The sequence below is a fragment of the Fibrobacter sp. genome (assembly GCF_045112255.1).
Classification (GTDB): Bacteria; Fibrobacterota; Fibrobacteria; order Fibrobacterales; family Fibrobacteraceae; genus Fibrobacter.
In genome coordinates, this window is the sequence record NZ_JBGUHR010000017.1 from 1 (window position 1) to 24,726 (window position 24,726).

General features: G+C 45.3%; 12 protein-coding genes and 1 other RNA gene. 4 read left to right on the top strand and 9 right to left on the bottom strand.

The genetic code is table 11. The features are described 5' to 3' along the window. Nucleotides 1–161: 161 nt before the first annotated feature. From murD to ACJMM9_RS01240, 4 genes are all read right to left on the bottom strand, one after another. The gene (murD, locus tag ACJMM9_RS01225) at nucleotides 162–1,523 is read right to left on the bottom strand and encodes a UDP-N-acetylmuramoyl-L-alanine--D-glutamate ligase (protein ID WP_405323092.1); all 1,362 of its coding nucleotides are present in this window, start codon (nucleotides 1,521–1,523) and stop codon (nucleotides 162–164) included. A gap of 296 nt (nucleotides 1,524–1,819) precedes the next feature. Continuing rightward, the gene (gene secG, locus ACJMM9_RS01230) at nucleotides 1,820–2,320 is read right to left on the bottom strand and encodes a preprotein translocase subunit SecG (protein WP_405323094.1); all 501 of its coding nucleotides are present in this window, start codon (nucleotides 2,318–2,320) and stop codon (nucleotides 1,820–1,822) included. A 24-nt stretch (nucleotides 2,321–2,344) separates the two neighbouring features. Then, nucleotides 2,345–3,106, bottom strand: coding sequence for a triose-phosphate isomerase (gene tpiA / locus ACJMM9_RS01235; RefSeq protein WP_072827325.1), 762 nt, complete (start codon nucleotides 3,104–3,106; stop codon nucleotides 2,345–2,347). A 276-nt stretch (nucleotides 3,107–3,382) separates the two neighbouring features. Next, a complete protein-coding gene (locus ACJMM9_RS01240) occupies nucleotides 3,383–3,826 on the bottom strand; it encodes a hypothetical protein (RefSeq protein ID WP_088640165.1) in 444 nt (147 codons plus the stop codon). An 80-nt stretch (nucleotides 3,827–3,906) separates the two neighbouring features. Here ACJMM9_RS01240 and ACJMM9_RS01245 point away from each other — a divergent pair, with 80 nt between their 5' ends. Then, nucleotides 3,907–4,893, top strand: a complete 987-nt coding sequence (locus ACJMM9_RS01245; protein ID WP_405323098.1) for a hypothetical protein — start codon at nucleotides 3,907–3,909, stop codon at nucleotides 4,891–4,893. On the opposite strand, the gene ACJMM9_RS01250 is transcribed toward ACJMM9_RS01245, so the two are convergent. The 3 genes from ACJMM9_RS01250 to ACJMM9_RS01260 all read right to left on the bottom strand — a co-directional run bounded on the left by ACJMM9_RS01250 (nucleotide 4,813) and on the right by ACJMM9_RS01260 (nucleotide 7,423). After that, nucleotides 4,813–5,490 (bottom strand): hypothetical protein, encoded by a 678-nt coding sequence (locus ACJMM9_RS01250; protein WP_405323100.1) that lies wholly within the window; start codon nucleotides 5,488–5,490, stop codon nucleotides 4,813–4,815. The genes ACJMM9_RS01245 and ACJMM9_RS01250 overlap by 81 nt on opposite strands. A gap of 257 nt (nucleotides 5,491–5,747) precedes the next feature. Continuing rightward, the gene (gene recA / locus ACJMM9_RS01255) at nucleotides 5,748–6,848 is read right to left on the bottom strand and encodes a recombinase RecA (RefSeq protein WP_085492293.1); all 1,101 of its coding nucleotides are present in this window, start codon (nucleotides 6,846–6,848) and stop codon (nucleotides 5,748–5,750) included. Between the two features lie 41 nt (nucleotides 6,849–6,889). Next, a complete protein-coding gene (locus ACJMM9_RS01260) occupies nucleotides 6,890–7,423 on the bottom strand; it encodes a CinA family protein (protein WP_405323102.1) in 534 nt (177 codons plus the stop codon). Nucleotides 7,424–7,597: 174 nt separating this feature from the next. Here ACJMM9_RS01260 and ACJMM9_RS01265 point away from each other — a divergent pair, with 174 nt between their 5' ends. Next, entirely contained in the window at nucleotides 7,598–8,725 is a 1,128-nt protein-coding gene (locus ACJMM9_RS01265; protein ID WP_405323104.1) for a DUF5683 domain-containing protein, read from the top strand. Between the two features lie 54 nt (nucleotides 8,726–8,779). Here ACJMM9_RS01265 and ACJMM9_RS01270 read toward each other — a convergent pair whose 3' ends face one another. Both ACJMM9_RS01270 and ffs read right to left on the bottom strand, forming a co-directional pair. Further along, a complete protein-coding gene (locus ACJMM9_RS01270; RefSeq protein WP_405323106.1) occupies nucleotides 8,780–9,403 on the bottom strand; it encodes a histidine phosphatase family protein in 624 nt (207 codons plus the stop codon). 166 nt (nucleotides 9,404–9,569) lie between these two features. Beyond that, an RNA gene (ffs, locus tag ACJMM9_RS01275) (signal recognition particle sRNA small type) lies at nucleotides 9,570–9,666 on the bottom strand. A gap of 220 nt (nucleotides 9,667–9,886) precedes the next feature. Here ffs and ACJMM9_RS01280 point away from each other — a divergent pair. Both ACJMM9_RS01280 and ACJMM9_RS01285 read left to right on the top strand, forming a co-directional pair. After that, nucleotides 9,887–15,676, top strand: a complete 5,790-nt coding sequence (locus tag ACJMM9_RS01280) for a cadherin domain-containing protein (protein ID WP_405323108.1) — start codon at nucleotides 9,887–9,889, stop codon at nucleotides 15,674–15,676. A gap of 311 nt (nucleotides 15,677–15,987) precedes the next feature. After that, nucleotides 15,988–24,645: a cadherin domain-containing protein gene (locus ACJMM9_RS01285; protein WP_405323109.1), complete on the top strand. Its 8,658-nt coding sequence runs from the start codon at nucleotides 15,988–15,990 to the stop codon at nucleotides 24,643–24,645. Nucleotides 24,646–24,726: the final 81 nt, after the last annotated feature.

The window sequence follows — 24,726 nt, forward strand, 5'->3', positions numbered from 1 at the left end:
GTCATGAGATTGCTCCCACTAGCACCTCAAGCTAGCGTGTCTACCAATTCCACCACGACCGCGTGGTCCTTAGCGGAACGGCACAAATTTAGTTTAAATGTTTGATCTTGTAAAGGGGGGTGCGCACATTTTTATCAATTTTTTTGCGTGAGGGCTTGACCTTAAACGCCTTCAACGAGCTTGTCAAACACTTGTCCGCGGACTTTGTAGTTCTTGAACAGCCCAAAGCTAGCGCATGCGGGGCTCATAATGACCGTTCCGCCTTCGCCAATGTTCAAACTGTCTGCAAAAGCATCCTCGAGCGTGGGGAAGATGGCGGTCTTGATTCCCGCTTCGTCCACGCCAGCCTTTTTCAAGTCGGCGAGCATGCGTTCTGCGGTTGCGCCAATCAGCGCTACGCGCTTCAGGTTCGGGCGTTCTTTCACCAAGATGTTCGAAAGTTCCGTGAAGTCGGCGTTCTTTTCAGAACCGCCAAGAATCAACGCAAACGGGCGCTTCATGCTGCCGGTCGCTGCAATCGTTGCGTCCGGGCGTGTGGCGTAGCTGTCGTTGTAGAATTCGATGCCGCGCTTTTCGCCCTTGAATTCCATGCGGAAGGGGAGGGTCTCGTAGCTCTTGAGCGCTTCGAACGCGTCGGCGACTTTAACGCCCAAAGCCTTGCATGCGAGCGCTGCTACAGCCATGTTTTCGAGCTGGTAGATGCCGCGCACCTTACAATCGGCGAGGTACAATGTCACACCGTCAATCGTAAGTGTAGCTCCGTCGATTACAGCATCTCCGTCACCATTGCTTGCGCCATCGGCGAGGCTTACTGCGTACTTTGTCTTGGCCGGGCTTTCGGATGCAATCTTTGCTGTCGGTTCTGCGTCTTTCAGATAAACGCATGTGCCTTCGCGCTTTTGCCAACGCACAAGGTTTGCCTTTGCATCGCGGTATTCTTCAACGCTCTTGTGCCAGTCCAGATGTTCCGTCGAAACGCGTAGTACGACGCCTACATCCGGTGATACAGATAAAGTCATGAGCTGGAAGCTTGAAAGTTCCAGAATGCTGATACGGTCCGGAGTCTCGTCTTCAAGCAAGTCCAGTGCCGGTACGCCGAAGTTTCCGCCAATCGCATTAGCCTTGCCACACTTGTCCAGAATGTGGCTGATCATGCTGACCGTAGATCCCTTGCCGAGTGTTCCCGTGACGCCCACAGTTGCTTTAGATTGAGTTTGTTCCAAAAAGAGTTGAATCTGGCTCGTCATGAGTCCGCCGTTCATCTGGAAATGGAACAGCTCCTGGCTCATTGGATAAACGCCGGCAGAACGTACGACGGTCACGCAGTCCTTAAGTCCGTCCAAATATTTTTCGCCACTGCAAACCTTGACATTCACGCCTGCGGGAACATCCGGGAGTGTCACCGGGTTCTTGTCCATCACGACAATGTCCTTGACGCCTTCGCGGAAAAGGAAACGCAACGTGCTCTGGCCCTCAACGCCAAAGCCCAAAATTCCAACTGGAGAGACGAGTGTGTTCTGCATAAAAACCTCTAAAATAGTAGCTAGTCCTTAGTCTTTAGTCAATAGTTTGTGCTTGCCTAGTATCTAACATTCTAACTATAAACTAATAACCATTGACTAATGACCATAGACCAATGGCTACAGGCTAAAAATAGCAACCCTTACCGCAAATGAACGCCTAAACTTATCATGGTATGGTTTAAAAACTGCTTTGTTAATTTGTGTAAAATAATGCCGAAAGCAAAAAATCCGCTCTCTTTCGAGAACGGACTTCTGAATGCGGTTTGACCGACTTGAAACCAAGTCAATCGAAACTTTTACTTCGCGGCTTTCTTCTTGCCTTTTTTAGCCTTCGGAGCTTCAGCCGGAGCAGCCGGTGCAGCTTCAGCGGCAGGTGCCGGAGCGGCCGGAGCAACAGCAGCCGGAGCTTCTGCCTTCACTTCAGCGGCAGCCGGTGCTGCAGGAGCAGCTTCAGCCGGAGCGTTGAAAGTTGCCGGGAGAGCCGGAACTTCCGGAACAGCCTGTTCGGCTGCGTTTTCGCGAGTAGCCTTCTGCATGGTGGATTCTTCCACAACTTGATCCTGCTTAGCCGTGATGAGGCCGAGAGCGAAAACCACGATGAAGAAAATCACAGCAACGACACGGGTCAACTTCTGGATGAAGGTCGCTGCGCCGGCGGTAGAAAATGCAGATTGCGAAGTCATGCCACCGAGACCTGCCAAACCGCCCATCTTGTCGTTCTGAACGAGGACGAGGAGAGCAAGGAAAAAGCAGAGAAACACGTGGAGGACGATCAATACCCAAAAGAGAGTTGTCATTTGTGACGTTCCTTTCGTTAAAAGTTACTTGGCTTCAGCGGCGTCGATGATTTCCTTGAAGGTGTTAGCCTTGAGGCCTGCACCACCAATGAGACCGCCGTCGATATCCTTCTGAGCGAGGAGGCCAGCAGCGTTAGCACCCTTCATGGAGCCACCGTACTGGATGCGCATGCCTTCTGCAACAGCTTCGCCGTAGATTTCCTTAACAACGGAGCGGACATAAGCCTGAGTTTCTTCAGCCTGTTCGTCGGTAGCGGTAACGCCAGTACCGATTGCCCAAACCGGTTCGTATGCGAGAACGCACTTTGCTGCGTCTTCAGCAGAAACGTCCTTGAAAGCGCCCTTGACCTGGAGGCCGAGAACTTCCTTGAGGATGCCGCCGTTGCGCTGGTCGAGAGTTTCACCGATGCAGATGATCGGCTTGAGGCCAGCTTCGAGAGTCTTCTTGACCTTGAGGTTCACGGTTTCTTCCGTTTCGTGGAAGTACTGACGCTGTTCGGAGTGACCGATGATCACGTATTCAGCACCGATTTCCTTGACCATGTCGATGGAAACCTTACCCGTGTATGCGCCCTGGTCCTTCCAGTGGATGTCCTGGATGGCGAGCTTCACGTTCGTGCCCTTAACAACGTCTGCAACCTTAGCTGCAGCGAGGTAAGTCGGAGCGATGACCACTTCAGTCTTCTTCACATCCTTAACGGCTTCAACGATATCCTTAGCGAGCTGAACGGATTCGCTAACGGTCTTGTTCATCTTCCAGTTACCAGCAATGATATACTGACGCATAATTAACTCCTTGAGAGGTTTAAAATTTAACGCGCGTAAATGTAGAAAATTTTTAGGGGATTCGTCATCCCTGCAATATGAATTGTCATCCTGAACCTGTATAGGATCCAGTGCCAATTTTAAACCGGGCATATAAAAAAGCCCCTCGGCGGTTAAACCAAGGGGAGCAGTTGTTTATTTAATTACGAATTAGGAAGTATGAATTAGGAACTGGTTAATTAGGCGGCTTAGCCGCGATTATTTCAATTCCAAACTCCGAATTCTTAATTTCAAACGCTAGTGTTCGTAGTTGCTCGAACGGCTAGAAGACGGCGGAGGAGATCCGCCATAGCGGTCGCCTTCGATCTTGTCGAGGACGAGTTCTGCTTCGTAGCCCTTCAGACGGGCCTGTTCCGGAGCCTTCCAGAAGAGGCGGGTGATGAGCTTGCCTTCACGAGTGAAGTATTCCCAAACCTTGCCGTCGGCAGTTTCGTGGTCGGGAGGTCCCCACAGGAGGTTGACCATGTCGGTCGTCATGCCCTCTTCGATATAGCCTTGCTTGAAGGTGTTCTGCAAGTGCTTGTCGATGCCCATGCTTTCCTTGGAAATGAAGTACTCACGTTCGTATTCGTTCTGGCCAACGCCGCGTTCAATCAGCACGGGAGAGGAATACTTGTTGTTTGTACATCCAAAGAGCATGAGTGCACCAAGGGATAGTATGCACAGATGGGAAAATTTCATTGGATCTCCTTGTATTCAATGACCACAAAATAAGAATTTATTGCGCGAGTAGCTAAATAATTTTTAGATTTTACACTGAAATGAATAAGATTAAAGCCTTGTTTAAAATTATTTTACTTAATATTGCCGTTTGCGCGTCCTTGAGCATCGCCGCGATGGGGGTTGACCAATCGAATTTGGTTGGTCTTCGTTATGGCCCGAACCTGTCGTGGGGCGGCATGGTGAATACCCCGCTGGTTTGGGGGCAATGGGTGCCTCAGATGAATTTGGGAGTTCGTTACACTTGGCTGGAACCTCTTGGGGAAATGAATTACGGAACTCCGCTTGGTTTAGCTTCGGCGTACCTCAAGATGGATGCTTCTGTTGAGGTTTCTCCTTTTTATGGTGGCTACCGCGCCGGGCTTGGACTTCGGCCGTTTAAGGTGAATCCGCAAGTCGAATTCAATTTTATTTATGAAAGCTACTTTTATTTCAAATCCAACTTGGAAATGGTGAATGCCGATGTGAAGGGGAATGGTCGCATTGCAGAAACCTGGAATTCCGATTATATCTTTGACAATGTCGGAAAGTCGGATACTTCGGAATTTGATTATGCGCAGTTGTTCGATATGAGCATCAATCTGAGCTATACCTTTTCTCGAGGCAGCATCATAGGCGTTGTCGCCCATTATGTCCTTTCTGATATCAGCACGGACTTTGATGGCAAGAGTTACGACTACAAGCGTAATATTCCCGTGTTTAGCCGCGATTATATTGTTGAATTAGAAAGTTTTGGACGTTTTCCGATCAATAACAACATTGCAATTGTATATGACGGATCGTATTTGAAAACTGGAATATTGCGTAGTGGTGGGAGCGTCAAGAAGGAATCTTTAAGTTACAGGATGTGCCTTCTTGGAACCCATATTTCTTGGAAGGAAGGCCTTCGCAGTTTTATTGTTAAGGCTGGCTTGTGGAGCCGCGACAAAAAGCGTTTCTATAACGGATCATTCGCTCAGCAGTTGCTTGTTCAGCTTGAGTATAAGGGGTATTTTTCTTTCCCCTTCCATGGCAATTTTCCCAAATAATTTTGGCACCGGTAAAAGAATCTTGGGCTTGACGGGCTTCTGTAGCGGGTCCGTTTCAAGTGCCTGCGACGGATATGCGGAACGAATCCAAAGGCTTCCGCTGTAGTCTTCGCTTGAAACGCTGGCGAGGGTTGGGAAACGTTCTCCAGCGTAGGATTTCCAGTTGGCTAAGGAAAAGTAGCGGGGCTTTTTTGTTGCTCCCCGCATGACCATTTTTTCTGGATTGGGAAGTGAATCGACGACGATGCTCCACCAGGTATTGGATGCCGCCGTTGAAAGCACGTTTACATTAGGTTCTTGCTTTGTAGAGTCCGGGCATTTGAAATAACCGTTTGCTAAAAGCTCCAGGTCGTCCAGCTTTAAAGGCGTTTTTCCGATATTGTCTCTAAGGTGGTGTAGTCCAAGCTGTCTTTTGACCTTCCCCTCCTTGAATTCCATATAACGGTATTTGCCTGCGGTAATGTAAGTGAACGACGGGCTGTCGTTCAAGTTCACAAAAAAGGTGTCAAGAGCATCGCTATGGTGTCTCCATTCGATGGACGCTCTCGTTTTGTTACGCTCTTCGTTGATGAATTTTCCCTCGATGTTCACGATCATGGATGAGTTCGTTAAAAGGCGAGGGCAAATTTTTTGCGTACTGGTATTGGCCATCAGTGCAGACGTTAAAAAACTGATGACGATAACTGTTTTTTTTGTGATTAGAAACATAAAATTAAAATAGATAATTTTAGGAGCGTTTAGTTAATACATAAAGTTAAAGTTGTGTAAACTTGTATAAAAAAGAAAACCCCAGCCTATCCCAATGGCTAAAGGAAAGGCCGAGGTTTATGTTTTTTCAGGAAGAAAATACGTTATTAAGCTTCTTCTTGGATAGCTTCGCCTTCACCGTCGTCACCGAGGTCGACAGCGTCGTTTTCACCGAGCTTGAAGAGTTCCACGTCCTTCATGCTTTCGCGAATCTTCTGTTCAATCTCGTTGCAGAGGTCTACGTTGTCCTTCAAGAAGAGACGGGTGTTTTCACGGCCCTGGCCGATGCGTTCGTTGTTGTAGCTGAACCAGGAGCCGCTCTTCTGGATGATGTCGAGTTCGCAGGCGAGGTCGAGAATGGATGCTTCGCGAGAAATGCCCACGCCGTAGAGAATGTCGAATTCGCACTGGGTGAACGGGGCGGCGACCTTGTTCTTCACGATTTTCACGCGGGTACGGTTACCGATGACTTCTTCGCCGTTCTTGATGGCGGCGATGCGGCGAATGTCGATACGCTGCGTAGCGTAGAACTTGAGGGCGTTACCGCCGGTGGTGGTTTCCGGGTTGCCAAACATCACGCCGATCTTCATACGGAGCTGGTTGATGAACAGCATGCAGGTGTTTGACTTGGAGAGGATGCCTGTGAGCTTGCGGAGTGCCTGGGACATGAGGCGGGCCTGGAGGCCCACATGGTTGTCGCCCATTTCGCCGTTGATTTCGGCCTGCGGTACAAGCGCTGCCACGGAGTCCACGACGATGATGTCGATAGCGCCAGAACGCACGAGCGTTTCGGCAATGTCCAAAGCCTGTTCGCCGGTATCCGGCTGGGACACGAGGAGTGATTCGATATCGACGCCGAGCTTGCGGGCATAGACTGCGTCAAAAGCATGTTCCGCGTCGATGAAAGCGGCTACGCCGCCGAGCTTCTGGGCTTCGGCGATTGCGTGCAATGCGAGAGTCGTCTTACCGGAAGATTCCGGTCCGTAAATTTCGATAATGCGCCCGCGGGGGAATCCGCCTACGCCGAGTGCCATGTCGAGCTGGATGCAACCTGTCGGGATGACCGGGATATCCTCGACGGGCTGCTGACCGAGGGCCATGATGGAACCTTTACCGTAATTCTTTTCGATTTGGGCGATTGCCGCTTCGACTGCTTTTGCTTTTTCGCTGGAAAGGTTGCTGGTGGGTGTTGTTGTTTTCTTGGCCATTTTTGACTCCGTTTTTTATCTTTTTGCTGTTAATATACTAATTAGTGAACTTTTGTGCAAGTGCTTTTTTGGCTATTTAACAAAAAAAGGAGCTTGCTCATTATCTTATACACGCTTTTTTCACGGATTTGTTCCCTGTTTCCTGCAAAAATTTCGCAAAAAGCTTCATTTTGCAAACTATTGGCGACACACATCCATACGGTTCCGACAGGTTTTCCCGGTTCTGCGCCGGTAGGGCCTGCGATTCCCGATGTGGCGACTGCCCATTCGCAGTGGAATTTTTGGCGGGCGCCTTCGGCCATGGCTTTTACGGTCTGTTCGCTGACAGTGCCGTATTTTTCGAGGATCTCATCGCTGACGCCAAGTATTTCGTGCTTGACTTCGTTCTGGTAGGCGACGATTCCACCCTTCAAAATCGCAGAGGAACCTGGCTCGTTGACGATGCTTGACGCGATAAGCCCGCCTGTGCAGGATTCCGCCGTTGCCATCATCTCGCCGCGCTTGATCAGTTCTTCCTTGATCTTCATGGCTAGTTCGTGAATTTCGTGTTCGATATTGATCGCTTCGTTCATCATTACACCCATAAGTTAAAAACATTGAATGTCAAAAACAGACATTTTTTGTAAATACCCGAAAAAAATTAAATTGTCATTCCCGCCGATTCCCGTCATTCTGAGCGAAGCGAAGAATCCAGTCGAGTCTTGTGCCGCAAAAATTAAATAACTTTGAACACCTTATTACGACTTTGTATGATTCTTTTTCTATATTCGCCCTCGATGACTCTGAAATCTTCGATAATCGCACTTTTTGCGCTCTGTGCGTTAGCTTTTGCACAGACGGTGCCCGTCGCCTCGCCTGACTCGGTTCAGGGGAACGTTTCGGCTTTGGCACAAAATGAAGGTGATACTTCTGTAGCAGATGTTGAAGATGACGAAGATGAAGGGGAGGCGGATGCCCCTGCCGATGAAAATTTTGAAGTATCATCATCTCCGCTTTTGAAAGGTAAAACAGGCATTGAAGCGATTGATACGCTTCCCGTTAATGAATGGGACATCCCTACAAAGCGGAATTCTCTTAAATACGCAATGCTTTTTAGCCTTCTTCCCGGTGGCGGCCAGTATTATACGGAACATTATGTCCGTGGTGGATTCTTGACGGGTATTGAAGGTTTGTTGATTTACGATGTCTTTTTTAACAGAGGCTACCAGCGTGATCGTCTGCTTGACCGCGCGCGCCCTTTCCAGGATTCCGTTCTTTACTTTACGTCAAAGCTTATGAATGCTCCTCGCGATAGCGTGGAATTTTACCACAGCAAGCGCCTGGAATTTCTTGACCGCGTACGTGCACAGAGCGATAAGAAGATGGAACAGGAAGACGTGCGAAAGGCTGAAGTTGCCTGGCTTATCGGCGTTCATCTCTACGGAATGTTTGATACCTTTGGAATTTGGTACAACAACAACCATCGAAGCACCGAATATCGTGATATGAAAACAGCCCTTCTTTGGGCGCTATTGCCTGGTGGCGGACAAATTTTCAATCGTGACTTTGGCAAGGCTGGGTTAGTTTATATGGGCATACTCGGTGCGGTGGCTAGCGTTTCCACATCCCAGAACATGGTAAATTATTACCTGGATCGTAAACATTTGATCGAAAAGGAAAATCCGACTTCTCAAGAATACGATCGCATCAAAGAGCGTGTGACGTACTATCGTAAGAACCGCAATACGTACATCTGGGGCGGGGTGCTGATTTACTTGTACTCCATTGCCGATGCCGCCGTTGATGCACTTTTAAGCGATTTCGACAGCCCCTTGCACATGGCTCTTCTTCCAAATTTAGAAGGCGGCGCCCAGGCTGTCATGACCCTCGATTTTTAACGACGCCTCTCGTCATCCTGACGCTGAAAGCGGAAGGATCCAGTTAAATCTTGCCTATGCCTTTTCCATCTTGAGCGCTGGCATTTGTATGCCGTCATGAATTTTCGTAAACGTCCCGTGGTACGTTCCGTCTGCGTTGCGCATAAATTCAAAACGGGTCACCATTGCGTAGGTGAACATCCCTTCAACAAAGACTTCGTCTGGCAGTCCACAGCGCGAATGCTGTAGTGATGCGATCACGCCTGCGTGTGTGATGCACAGGAACTCACCATCGTCAGGGAGCGTGTCCAGGAATTTTCCTGCACGTTTATCGATGTCATAAAAGTTTTCGCCTTCGGGAAATCTGTATCCGCGGAGATCGCTTGTCCAGGCGTGCATTTCTGAACGGGGAACCGCTGTGAGCTTTTGACCTTCCCAAGTCCCGAAGTTAAGTTCGATTATGGCCGGTTCTTTTTCGACGGGCAGTCCCAGCATTTTAGAAGCCTTGTCGGCAAATTTGGTACAGCGGATTAGCGGACTTGAGAACAAACGCGTTGGCTTTGCTCCTGATTCTACGAGCGCCTTGAGCGCTTTGTCGGATTCTTCTTCAAAAGTTGGGGAGACGTCAAAGTCCAGTCTCCCGTAGCAAACGTCTTTCGGGTTGTAAGGCTTGGTGTGTCGAATCGTCCAAAGAATCATAGATAGGCTCTTAAGTTATAGGTTGTAAGGCTGTGCATAGCGAAGGCAACTCAGCAGGCGAGTGTTGCGACAAAGCTTGCTTTGTCATAACCGAGTCAAAGAGTTGGGGCTTTAGCCCAATCCAGTGACATTCTTTAAATAAAAAACGCCCTTGACGGGCGAAAAAAAATCCTAGGCTACCTGAGCACATAAAGATCCGCAAGTCCGTTGCTGCTTTCGCCCTGGCGAGTTGCCCGCAAATAATCATTGCGCAGGGCCTAGGACTCCGAAATATAGAATCAAACAACCGTTTTTGCAAGGGGAGTCTCGCTTCGTGAAACAAAATGTCCCATATAATACATCCCCCATGAAGTCCTTTCGAAAAAGTGGTCGAAAATACCCCATTTTTTGTACTTTTCTTCGTAACTAATGTTTTACTGTTAAAATTTTGTTACTATATTCAGTAAGAGGTGTTTGAGGATATAGATCTTTTGGGGGTCTGTTATGAAAAAAGGAAATTTGAGTTTGAGAACATTTTTGAGTACGGTTGTGGCCGCGATGGGTCTGGCAGTGCCAGTTTCGGCTGAAGATGAACCGGCTGTTGAACGTGATATCATTAAATTGGATCCGCTTTACTTTCAAGGGGTGACAACTGAAGCGGAAAACCAGAAGCTCTGGAACGAGCTTATGAAGTATAAGCTCTGGGGTACGGAATCGTTCTCTACAAAAGAAGAATTTAAGATTGAAGAACCAAGTGGCTACACCGGAACTGCGAATGGCGATATCTGGTTTAAGGAACATACCCATACGCTTGGTGGGCCGATCGTTTCTGCGCAAAATCTGAATTTTCAAGCCGGTAATACGGACCATGATAAGTTTATTAAAGGTCCTGTTTACGCAAAAGATCTTAAACTTCCGGATAACTGGAATAATGGCAGAGACCAGTCGTACGAAGGAATTTATTGCTTTGAAGGCAAAATTGAGTTTGATATCCCAAATTTAACTGAAAAACGTGACGATTACATTAAGGTCCTTAGTCAATATGTTGAAGTTATTCACAACAATGGGGGGCAAATCTATGCGGACTGGGCTGATCCCTCAGAGTTTACAGCTGAAGAAATAGCAAGAATCAAGCTGGATGGTCCTTTTAAAAATTGCCCGGACGATGTTCCAAGACCGGAAGTCAATCTTACTGTGCCGTTGCTCAACGATGATGGTATTGTGTGGGAATCGGCTATAAGCCTTGATGGGGGTGATACTCAGATAGAATATGTTCATATTCCTCCTGTTACTTTAAGTGACCTTGAAAATGAACATTTCTGGTATGATAAGTTTGTTCAGAATATTTTCCTTCAAAATCATGGGAAAACGATCTATATCGTGATGCCTTCGGAAAAGCAGAACTGCGATGCAACTTTGGTAAGCGGAAGTGGTGAGTGCGAATACCCTAAAACAGGTCGTTTAACAAGAATATTCTCGAAAGAAGGTGTCAATATTCAAGGATCGGCTAGCGATGCTAGAATTCTGGTCGCTTATGTTAATGATGATGTAGAGTGGGTCGATAATGCCTGGAAAATCAAAGATGGCGACGAATATAAAGAAATTACTGAAGAGAATTTGAAAATCGTTTCTGATGACGAATACGCCGGAAATCTTTTGTTCTATACTCCTGCTGATATTTTATGGCCCCAAATGCAATCGGACGGAGCTACTGATTTGCAGGGAACATACATGACGGCGGGTGATTTTTCCATTCAGGATCACATGAATATTGCTGGACAGCTTATTGCCGGCAAGAATCTTTCGTTTGGTGCAAAGTTTAATGGAAAGTTCCATTACGTTCCGTTCAACGCTATCGAAGTTAAGCCTGATATTTTCTACAGCAATGGCTTTAAGGAAGATAATTACAAGTGGTATAACATGCAGTTCTACCTGACGGACACTGCACATACCGACGTTTCCATTGAATATTGCTTCTCGTTCTTTGACGAAATTGAAGGAGCAGATACGAAGTATGCAGCCTATAAAGGTCGCATTTCTAAAGAATTTGCCAAGCGTGAAGATTTAGGTGAGAACCCGACTGAAGAAAGCGACATTCACTTTATGCCGTTCTGTGCGGAAGGTAAGACGAGAACACTTGTGATCAAGAAGGGCAATCGTAAACCGACTGTCGAATCTTTGTCGGCCTTTATAAAAGTTGTCGATGATCAAACCGTTGAAGATGATGAATTCATGTTGTTCAGAATTATCAACTTGAATGGTGCGACTATTTCTGGTAATAGATTTGATGGTGGTCTCTTGATTAAGCTTATCGATTCTAATAATCGTAGACCGCACTTTATCAATCCGGAAAAAACAAACCTTGCCGTTCCTGAAAACGCTACAAAGGCAAATGCAGGAACCATCCGCGCTGTCGATGATGAAGGCGATGTTTTCCGATTCCGTATTGTAGGCGGTACTGCAAAGGATTTGTTCGATATCAATCAGACGACTGGCGTTGTTACCATGAAGGATGGCGTCGATCCGTTTGATTACGAAGCTTGGTATGAGCTGAAAAAGGACGATCCGACGAAGGAACCCTACGACATTAAGGTCGAAATTTGCGATGCCAAGGCGACGTCTTATAATGTCTTGCTTTGCGATGACTTTACATTCAAGGTAAGCATTCAGGATGTCAACGAAAAACCGTACTTTACCTCTACCGATGTAATCCACATTGCCGAAAATAAAACGAGTGCTACGGATACGGTTAAGTTTGCTGATCTGGACAAGTATAATACTAATGGCCTGTTTACGATGTTTGATGAAGTTATCGCTGTGGGCGGTGATACGGACATCTTTACGGTAACGCAGGATGGCATTGTCCAGACAAAAAGAGGCGTGGTTCTCGATTATGAAGTAAAGAATGAATATAAACTCACGTTGCAAGTCCGCGATGGCTCTCGTAATTCCGAGGGTGAATTGATTTATCCTGACCTTTACGATGAAATGGTCTTTAAAATTGTCGTGACGGATGTTAAGGATGGTCCGGAGTTTGATGCTCGCGCTTACAACGGAACTGTCGAAGAAAATTCTCCGGCAGGGACCAAGGTCAAGATGAAGTCTCCGATCATTGCGACAACAACGCAGGCTGGAGCTACGATTACCTATAGTCTCTTGGATGAATCTAAATCGTTTGTAATTGATCCAAAGACCGGCGTGATTACCGTTGCCGAAAATGCAATCCTGGATTACGAAAAGAAGAATGAATATAAGATGAAGGTGGTGGCTACGGATAAGGCCGACATCGTTGATCAGACGGCCCAGTATGATACCGCTGAAGTCGTTGTCAACCTGATCGATGTTAATGAAAGGCCGATCTTTGTCGAACCGACTAAGAAGCTCACGTTCCCGGAAAATGCTAAGGGGTACGTCATCGATACGCTTCTTTTTGATGATTATGACAAGGTGGTGAAGTTCCGCAACAACAGGTTCGAGCTTGTTGGCGATGTCAATGGCTTCTATCTGGATCCGGTTAAAGGCGTTCTCACGACAACGCGCAAGTTCGACTACGAAACGGAAGAGAAAAAATATGACCTGAAGATCCGTATTTACGATGCTTCGGACAAGAGCCTTATCGATTCTGGAATCGTTACGGTTGAACTTATCAATGCCAATGAAGATCCGTATCTGAAGGAAGTCGTGTTTGAAATTCCTGAAGATGCCGCTGTTGGAACGGAATTAAAGAAGCCTCTTGAAGCCATCGACCCCGATGATCTTGATGGCTCTGGAAAGTATACGTTCTACATTCTCGAAAAAGGCAAGGAAGTTTCTGCGACCAAGGAATTTAAGCTTAATCCTGAGACTGGGGTGATTTCTGTTGCCTCCGCGCTGGATTACGAAAAGAATGAATCCTATGTTCTGGATGTTCGCGTCAAGGATGCAGATGGCGGTTCCTCGGATACGATCGTGACGATCCGCATAATCGACGTGAACGAAGCTCCGTCTGTTACTGTCGATACAATTTATGTGAACGAAGATCAGGTCATTAAGGAACCGTTCGGTTCTGTCAAGACGGACAAGGACGATCCTGATACTAAGAACCCGGATTTCCGTAACAACATTTATGAAAATATCGACAAGAGTGATGTCATCTTTATTAAATCTAATGGCGATGCCGTTCTCCTGAAGCCGGTTGACTATGAATCGGATTCCGTATATGTGATTACGGTTCGCGTAACCGATAAGGACGATAAAACATTGACATCGACCAAGAAGGTTGTGGTCAAGGTGAAAGATGTCTACGAAAAATCTGAAGTCGTTATAACTCGTGTTGAAACGAAGGACTCGGTTTACCTCAAGCCGGATACTGTTTATGTGAATGTGCCTGTCGTCGATATTGAATGGACTGCCGATGGAAAGCCTCGTTCTAGCCGCGATACGCTCCATCTGGGTGTAAATCCGATTACCAAGACGTATAAGGATCCGACTAAGAATGCTCCGGGGTCTGCAACGGTAGTCATCATTTATAGCACGGCAGCTCCGATTGTGACTGTTTCTGCAAGTGGCGAAGATGTTAAGGCTGAAAACATTTACACCGTTGTTGAAAAAGCGACAAAGAACGATAGTGCCATTTATGTGAACGATAAAAAGAACGATATCAAGGTGACGGTCAAGGATTCCGCATCCAATGTTTCCAAGTCGTTTACCGTGAAGCTGGAACTTGATACGGTTGCCGTATCGTCAAAGGAATTCAAGAATATCAAGTCGATTGCCGATAGTAAAGTCACTCGCAAGAAGGACCCAGCTTCTGGAATAACGACGATTCCTGAAAATGGTTCTTATACGAAGAACTCCTACACCGATGAAGTCAATGGCTTCAAGGTGACGGTGACCTACTACACGGACAGCAAGGGTAAGGACGTTAAGCGTTCTGTGATTACCTCGTCGGGCAAAAAGAAGGATATTGCCGTTATTGAAGTCTCTTACACGGTCAATATCGGAGGTAAGGATGTTACGCTTTCGTACTTCGCCGATGCTTCTACGGGTGAACGCGTGACGCTCAATACTGGACTTACCGATAGCGAGTCTGTGCTTTCTGCTGATGGCGATGATGTTACTGGTTCGTACAAAGTGTCTTACACGTACAAGGACAAGAGTGGCAACACTGTAGATGTCTCCTATTTCTTGGATGAAAAGGGCAAGATTGCAAAGAACAACGAAGGTAACATCGGTTACAATGTTGGGTATACCTATGTGAACATCTTTGGCAACTCTTCCAGGAAAGATATTTTTGTCGTGCTGGACCAGAAAGGACCTGTCGTAAAGATTGAATCTCCGTATGAAGATGCCGTTCTCAATGCGAACTTCACGGTTGTCAAGTGGACCGTCAATGGCGAAGAACAGGATACCTTGAGAGTCCAGGGGCTTGAAAATGGTGTGAATACAATTGTTCGTGTGTTCCGCGACAAGGCTGGCAACGAATCTCGCGATTCTGTGCATGTCATGGTGAAGAAGGCGAGAGAAATAGACATTGATGTTGAAAAGCCGGTGACTACGGTTGACCGCGATTCTGTTGAAAAGTACTACAAGGATAATCCTCCTAAGGACAATCAGGATTACAGTGTGACATTTGTTGACCAAAAAACTGGCAAGGAGACCGAAGTTATCGCTGGTATCCATGGTAAAGCCAAGGATGGATCTGGCAAGGAACCCTATGAAAATTCTGAAGGCGGACACCTCGGACCGACATTGATGGTTGACGCTCGTGTGCCGGTTGTCAATGCTGTGGGCGGACTGGCAACGCTGGACGACATCATGAGCGCAGGCGGAATGGTCGCACTGGAAGGTGTGGACGCCGCTAACGGAAAGAAGATCCCTGTGGAAGATTATGTGAACAAGTACTGCACGGACGACTTCAAAAAGGCTATGAAGTCTACGGATTACAGCCATATGAATCTTTACTCGACCAAGCTCAAGGTGAAAATCTGGGTCTATACAAATACGGGCGCGTTTGCGGACTACTTCAGCTTCGACTACGATCTGGATGATCCTGATTACGTGAATGATGGAGGCCTTTTGAAGTTCTACTTCGAGATGAAGCCTGACAAGAATGGCGACATCAGGACGAAAAAGGGACGTCTCTATGGTACTGGGGCTTATCTCTTCAAGACTGAAGTCAGGATGAGTTCCAAGCTCCGTTGCGACTTGCCGCCGCTTAGCGATGACCAGGCTAGCAAGAAAAAGAACGCCGTCATCAAGACGAGCGATGAACTCTTGAGACCGTTCGGCTACAGACGTCCCGTGAATAAGTAGGTGAATCGCTTGTTGATAAGTTGTAGGGTGGAACTTCGGTTCCGCCCTTTTTCTATTTCTCGGCTGCATATAATACATATGATGCAGACCTGTTGTGGAACTTTTGAAAAAAACAGTAAAAATGGTACTTTTTTCTTACTTTTTTTTAAAATTTTCTATTGCATTAAATAAGGTCGTTACTATATTTCTTTAGTATAAGATATAACTTGGATGTTTGGGGCGTGGAAAACTGTGGCAAATTTGTGTGAGGATATTTGCCGTAGCAAAAGGAGCATAAAAATATTATGTGGTTAGGTAAAACAAGTCTTAAAGTGGCTGCCTTGGTATTGGTAGGGACTGTTTCGTCTGTATTTGCGCAGGGGTTGGCTCCGATACAAATCAGTGCGGATGATTGGGATTATCTTACAAATTTTAAGTTGTATGGCCAAACAGGTATATCTTTTGGCAACCAAGATGAATTCCCTGAAGAAAAAGGATGGGTTGGTACCGCAACTGGAAGTTTGACATCGACAGGAAACAATGGTGTAATTGGTGGTCCTGTTATAGTTGGTGGTGATGTTGATCCAGTTTCGTCTTTGAAATTTACGAGCGGTCCCATTCGCTATGGTGGAGCGTATAAGAATGGCATATATAGTGGTAAAAGATGTCATGGTAATGACGACTGCTCTAGTGAAGAAGTTCCTTTAATTAGGAATCTGCTTGAGGTGCCTAGTGCAGGCGCCATAAGTGGGTTGGAGCGAAAGGTTCCTGATCGCCAAGCTTTGGAAATTGAAGTGCCGTACAAGGGATCTTATGATATCTATTTTTCGTCCCTTACTTTGGGGGATGGGGCTGCTTTAATCATAGAAATGCCCGATGCTAAACACGCTGTAAGGGTCTTTATAAACAGCTTTGCTGTTGGTGACCATCCGATGATTCTTGTGAAGTATGCAAAAGAAGACTCTTATCGTTGTATAGCGCAAAAAAATGCAGAGTTCAACCTTGATAATGGTAAAAAGATTACATGTGGTGGTGATTACGAGGGCAACTTGCTTGTGTACGTCAACCATAGTATGAAGTTTAAAAATACTGACAATTATCCTATTGATGGAACGTTTGTTTTTAATGGAGAAGTTGAATTTGTTAGTAATTTCATGTTCTCTGGTCAAATTATTGCAAAAAAACTTAAATTGGGAAGTGATATAAAAGGCGCTAACTTTAAGTTTGTGAAATTTACGGATCCTGCTAAGATTGTTCTGAGTCAACAAAATGCGACTTTTAAGGAAGATGATTCATGGCATGTAATTGGTATTGGCCTAGATTCTGACGAAGGCGAAACCGATGTAACATTTGATTATTGCTTTGAATTTCATGGTTCTGATGTTCCTGGAGTGTATGCTGTACCTGCTGATGTTGATGCCTCTGGAACGGGACATAGTTTCCCGATATGCGGAAAGGCTACTGGGCATATAACAATCCCGAAAGGATATAAGGTTGCTCAGAATGATGCCAATAGAATTTTTATAAAGCCTGTTGTTGATGGCCTTGTTGAGAAAAGCACTGAAAATCCTGGTGAAAAAATGTGGTTGAAAATTACCAATATTAAAGGTGCTGAAGTTTCTAAGGATAATTATGATGCAGACCATGGCTTTAATATTTATATTACGGATTCTGATGAATTACCAAGGGTTTCTAGTGAGTTAGTTGTTAATGTCAATGAAGATGAGAAACATTTATTTACAAAAGATGAATTCAAGTACGTTCATTCTAAAAGAGCTTTTGCTTCTGTTATCATAACGGGACTTCCAGATAAGGGAACTTTGTCATACAATGGCTCGGTGATTACATCCGTTGGTAGTTCTGGCTATAAGGTTGCCGTTGCTAATCTGGGAAAGTTGGTTTATCAAGCTGAAGAAAACCATTATGGCAACGGCTATGCTAAATTCAAGTATAAAGTTGTTGGTGATGGTGTAGGCGATGTCACTTCTAAGGAATACACGGCTACGGTTAATGTCGCTGCCGTAAATGATAAGCCTACTGTTGCGGATGCTACTTTCATTGTGAGTGAATTGGATCACCTTGTGTCTGGCGGCCCAATTGTTGTAAATGATGTTTCTGCGGCTGATGTTTCTTCATCTGATTTGGCCAATGAAAGAAGTAAGGATACTTATACTTACAAATTGGATGAAACTTCTGGTGACTATGCGGAATTCAAGAAGGTATTTGATATTAGCAAGTTGTCCAATCAGAATGCGACAATCACGGTAAAGTCTGGTGCCGTATTGAACTACAACAAAAAGAGCAAATATGTTGTTTATGCAACCGTAACGGACGATGCCGCAACAGAAAGTGCCCCGAAGCATCCGGAAACATCTGATAAGTTTAAGATTACGATTAATATCAAGAATGATAACGATGCCCCGACTGTTGGGAATGAAAGGTTTACAAAGCCAGAGAAAAATCCGGATGGTAAGGACTGGCCGAGTGGCGAACCCGTAGGCGTGGTGACTTCTGCAGATGACCCTGATGGTGATCCTTTGACCTATAGCGTCATAACGTCGGGTGTTCCGTTCAAGTTTGATAATGGATCTGCAAAACTCGTCATTACGGATGGTAGCAAGCTTGATTTCGAAACCAAGCCGACCTGGACTTTCAAGTTCTCTGTGACGGATGGTGAAAAATCTGCTGAGGCTACAATTACTGTGGACCTCACGGATGTGAATGAACCGCCTCCGCAATTTGTTTTGGAAAAGGAATATAAAGTCAATGAAAATTCTCCCAAGGGAACAAAGTTGTCTCCAACATTTATTGTTGAAGATTACGATAAAGTTAGCGGAAGCCTTGAAGTATTGAAGTATGAATTGTCCGGTGCTATTACGGGCGCCGCAGCTGCTACGACAACATTGAAAAACAAGACTTTGGCTGATATCTTTGAAGTTGTTGAAGTCAAGGCGAATGGCGGTAAGAGAGAAGTGGCTATTCAAGTCAAGAACCAGTCCCTGCTTGATTACGAAGCTCTCTATAAGGCATCTACAGGTAATGCTACGTATCCTGTAAAGATTACTGTAACGGATAAGGCGAACCATTCTGTTTCTGCTTCGACCAAGATTACTGTTTTAGATGTCAATGAAACGCTTACTGCCCAGGGTGGAAGCTTTAGTCTCCAGGAACACCTGCCGATTGGAAGCCCGGTTTGTAAGACTTATGCTGAAACTGTTGACAAAAAGCCTGGTGACTGCTTGGAGGTGGCTCGTGTTACCGCTTCTGATCTTGACATCTATAATCCATCGTTCAGTAACCTGACATATGTGATGTCTACGACCAATACTGCTGATGCCAGCAAATTTACGGTTAACAGGTACAATGGTGAATTGTATTCTAATCATGAATTTGATTATGAAACAGAAAAATCGACATATATATTCAAGGTGACTGTTTCTGATGGCGTTTTTTCTAAGGAAGTCGAAGTTACAGTGAAGATTCTCGACATTGTAGAACCAACGATTGAATATGATACAGAAGGTTCAGCTTTGGTTAAGGAAGGTAGTGAAGGAATCGTTGAAGACTTTTCTAAAGTCCTTGAAAAAATTGAAGATGACGAAATCCAGCAAAAGTTGAAAGAAATAAAGAGTGATATTACATATGAAGTTGACCAAGATGCTAGTGCTAGTGCGAAGAACCTGTTTGATATTCAGGACCAGTTGGGTATCATTACTGTTAAGTCAGCACTAGACTTTGAGTCTCTTTATCCGAATAATACCTATACGGTTGTTGTTGTTGCTTCAGGATATAATTCCACCAATAATCTCATTCGTATAACGATTAACAGAAAAATTGTTGTCACGGATGTTAACGAACCGCCAACGATTACAAATTCCACTGCGATTTCTGTTCCTGAAACAAAAACGAACGCGGATGGCGCTATTGGATACATTGAAGCTACGGATCCGGATTTCTGCTCTAAAGTTTCTGCATCTGCATGCCCGAATGGTAATCATCCCTATCTCTTCAATAAGTTGACTTATAAGGTGGATGAAGTTCTCGAAGTTAATGGAAGCCTGGATTTCCCGTTTAACGTGGATCCTTTTACGGGAAAAATTACTGTTGCTCCAAGCAAGGAACTGAATTATACAAAGCAGAATAAGTACATGTTTGTGGCAAGAGTGACGGACAGTTCTCGGGATCCTGAAAATCCGCCGCAATCGACAACGAAAACAATTACCATCCTTGTTACGGATGTGAATAGACCTTCTAAGTTCGAAGTGCTGACAAGTCCTTATGAAGTGGAAGAACGTGCCGATATCGGAACGGTTTTGGATGGTGGTAATATCGTCGTTTATGATGAGGATGCTGCCGATAAGGATAAACTGAAAATTACGATAACGGATAAAGACGCTACAGCTGCGCTTGATGCTGCAGATCTTTTTGAAGTTGTTCAGGTGGGTAAGACCGATGCTAACTTAAAGAGCAAGTTTGTGATCAAGACCATTGCTGACCTTGATTACGAAAAACTCTATAAGGCGACTGAAGGTGATGCCGTATTTAATGTTACATTGACGGTTGAAGACACTAAGGGAAATAAGACGAAGCAGGATACAAAGATCCGAGTGATCGACGTGAATGAAGAACCTGCATTTAAGAATCCGCCTTATAACTTTAAGGTTAGTGAAAATACAACGAAGTCCACCTCTTTGGGTATCGCAAAGGCTGAAGATCCGGATATCTACAATCCCAGCTTCGGTACATTGTATTTCTCGCTTAAGGGTGAAGAATCGGCCTTGTTCGATATTGATGGACGTACTGGCGAAATCTTTACGATCAATAACGCTAAGTTCGATTACGAAACCAAGAAACTCTATACTTTCAAGGTCGTCGTTACGGATAAGGAATTCGAAAAGGAAGCTGTTGTAACGGTCAATGTTGAAAATGTCGAAGAAGGGCCTGTATTCACGGATATTCCGGTCCTTACTATTGACGAAAACACATTGAAGGGGGCTAAAGTCGGTGAAGTGCTTGCCATAGATGATGACTGCAAGGGCTCCTTCAGCACCACTTGCAAATCTCCGAAGTATTCTATCACGGCATCAGAAATCGCTCCTGATGATTACAAGGCGTTTACGTATGTCGATGGTGTTATCAAGGTGGCTAAGGACAGCATATTGAACTATGAAGTCCAGGATGAATACATTGTCCATCTTGTCGTGACCGATGCTGCAGACCCGACGCTTTCTGATGGTATCGATGTCAAGATCAAGGTTAATGATGTGAACGATGCTCCGACGTATAAAAAGAAAGAATACCCGTTTGAAGTCCATGAAAATGCGAAGGCGGGCGAATTTGTCGGCTCTGTTGTCGCCGATGATGAAGATTCCTGGAGTGTGCTGAAATATTCCCTTTCTGATTATGAAACGGGTTCTAAAGATGCAAATGCGTTCAAGATTGAAGACGGTAAGATCTATCTCGTTTCTAACGCCCTGAACTTCGAAAAGAAGGAATACTATTATGTCTGGGTGACGGCTACGGATAATGGTGAATCCAGGGGCTTCAAGAATTATAGCGCTACAACCCTTGCAATCATTCATCTCCTGGATGATGCGGATAAGCCGATCATCGAAGATGATGGCGAGGAAGGCTATGATGTTAAGGAAAATACGATTGATAAGAATACTCCGACAGGATTCGAAATAGCTTGCTATGACGTCCATGATGAAGACGTACGAGATAACAAACCTCAAGTGGAAAGTCTCGTTCCTTACGTGACGGATGCCGGCAATACGGATGCTGACCGTCTGTTTGATGCGAAAATCAAGAAAGTCGATTCTAAGTATCAGCTCTGCCTCATTGTGAAGAATGGCGACAGGTTGAATTATGAAACCATTACCCACACTCACAAGGTCAATGTTTCTGTAATGGATGCCGATGGTGAAACTGACGAAGTTACGAAGACTATCAAGATTGTTGACGTGAACGAAATGCCGGTTATTTCGGGTGGTTCTGAGTTTGTCCTTTACGAAAACAAGGGTGCAAATTCTGCATTCGCTAAGCTCTACCCAGATGATATCGATACCTCTAAGGTATTTACGGATAACGTGTTTGCCGCTGTTGGGGGCGATACGGATCTGTTTACGATTACTGCGGATGGTAAGCTTAAGACATTGCGTGATTTCGACTATGAAACTGCAAAACGTAAGGTGTTTGAATTAGACGTTACGTTGTCTGACCGTGATTCGAAAAAATACCCGAAACTTAAGACGAGCAAGACGATTGTAATTACGCTTAAGGATGCTCCTGAAATTCCGGTCATCACAAAGAAGGATTATGATGTTGATGAAGGTGCTGAAGAAGGCGTTCTTATCGGTCAGCTCGAGGCTACAGATCCGGATGGCGAAGGAGTTCTCATCTTTGAACTTGCCGAAAAGAGTCCGTATGTGACGGTTTCTCCGGAAGGTGAAATCAAGGTTGCTAAGGGTGCTGACATTGACTATGAAAAAATGCAGAAGTTCACTATCAAGGTGAGAGTCAAAGATATTGATGGTATGTCTTCTGAAAGTGAAATTGTCATCAAGGTCAATGACTTGAATGAACCTCCGACGCTTAATCCGCAGGAATTCACGTTCCCTGAAGATTCCAAGCCGGGAACCAAGAAGGGCCCGATTGAAGCCAAGGATCCTGATACCAAGAACAAGGAATTCAGCACACTGAAGTTCTATCCGATTGATGAAAACGATAAGTTCGAAATCAAGACGAGTGGTGACATTGTCCTGAAGGGTGACCTTGACTACGAAAAGGAAAAGTCCTATGTAATTAAGGTCTATGTGACGGACGGCGAGTTCTCTGACACCACCGATATTACCATTAAGGTTGGTAATGTTGTTGAAAAGTCTGAAGTCGAGATTACTCGTGTTGAAGCTGGTGATTCTGTTTACATCAAGCCGAAGAACAAGACGATTTACACGAACCAGGAAGTCATTACTATCGAATGGAAACAGGATGGCAAGCCTATGTCTAGTCTTGATACCCTGAAGGAAGGCTGCCAGATTATTACCAAGTCCTATAAGGATAAGAGTAAGGATGTTGCAGGCTCTGATTCTATTGAAGTATGCTTCAGCAAGTCCGCTCCGGTTGTCGATATCGATACGAAGAGGATCAAGGTCGAAGCCGATAACATTTACACGATTGTCGAAGATGTCGATAAAAAGGACTCGTCTGTTTACGTGAACGACAAGACGAAGGAAGTTACGGTTTCTGTGAAGGATTCTGCTTCTGGCGTCAAGGAATCGTTCAAGGTTGTCGTTGTCCTGGATACGCTTGCAATCTCTGACAAGACTGTAAAGGACATGGTCAGTGTTTCCAAGTCTGAAATCACGCTTGAAAAGAATCCGAAAACAGATGTCTATGAAAAGCCGATTGGAGACAAAAAGAAGATCTCGTATACAAAGGTCGTGAACGGAGACTCGGTTACTGTTTCTTACTTTGTCGATGACAAGGGCGAAATGGTCAAGTCTACCGTGATTGATGAAGATGGCAAGAAGACTAGCGTCGAAGTGATTGAAGTTTCCAAGACGGTCGATGTCAAGGGCAAGAAGGTGGTTGTTTCTTACAAGGCTGATGCCAAGACGGGCCAGATCCTGTATGGTGACTCCGAAGGCAACTTGCTTGTTGAAGCTCCGAAGAACTCTACTGGAAAGGATAGCGATAGTGGCGATGTTGACTTGAAGACTGGCGTTGGCGCCTTTACGGTGACTTACATTGCCAAGGGCGAAGAAGGCGACAAGACTACAGTTTCTTACGTCATTGACGAAAAGGGCAAGATCGTTGCTAATGAAGAAGGTGACAGGGGTTATCTTGTGACATACACCTATACGAACAAGTTTGGCAACTCTGCTGACAAGTCCGTGTTCATGGTGCTTGATAAGCTTGCCCCGATTGTTGAAATTCTTTCTCCGTCCGATGGCGATGTTGTCTATGCGAACTTCGTCGATGTTGATTGGTGCATTGCCGTTGATGGCGACAAGAAGAATTGTGTCAAGCAAGATACCTTGAACTTCCAGAGCCTTGAAAAGGGTGTGAACACCATCAAGCGTATTTATCGTGACAAGGCTGGCAACGAAACGATTGCTGAAATCAAGGTCATGATGAAGAAGGCTAAGGATGTGAATATCGATCTTGAAGAACCAATGGTTATTGTTTCTATTGATTCTGTGAATAAGTACTATGACCTGAATCCGCCTGAAGAAGATCAGACCTATGCAGTGACCATTTATAATCCGAAGACGGATAAGGAAGTTGAAGTCATTAAGGGTACTTCGAAGAAATCCAAGAAGGGCTCGGGTGATGAACCGTATCCGGGTTACAAGGGTCACATTGGCCCGACGGTTACCGTCGATATGAAGTTGCCGATTGTTAGCGCCGTTGGTGGTCTTGCGACTTTGGATGATATCATTATCAACGGTAATATGGTCGCTTTGGAAGGTGTCGATGCCGATGGCAGTAAGAAGGTTTCTGTCGATGAATATGTCAAGAAATACTGCTCTGAAGAATTCCAGAAGGAACTTGGCAAGGACTATAGTGCTGCGACGCTCTACACTTCTAAGGCTCGCGTGACGCTTTGGTTCTTCACGACAAGCGGCCAGTTTGTCGATGAATACAAGTTTGATTATGATATCGACGATCCTGATTTAGTGGACAAGGCTGGCCTTGTGAAGTTCTTCTTCGAAATGAAACCGGATATGAACGGTGAATTGAGAGATGCTAACGGTCGCCTCTATGGTACAGGTCCATATATCGTGAAGACCAAGGTTGAAGTTCGCTCTAAGCAACGTTGCGTGGTCCCGCCTGTGGATAGCAAGTCTAAGATTGGCGATATCCTGAAGTCTAGCGATGAAATGATGAAGCGCTTTGGTTATAGACGCCCGGTGCTTCGCGGAAATGAAAAGGCATCTAAGTCTTCTAAGAAGGAAAACAAGAAATCTTCTTCGAAGAAAAAGTAAGGCGTAAAGCTTACAAAAGAATCCCGATCAGTAATGGTCGGGATTCTTTTGTATAAATAAAAAACGCAATTTGGCTATTAA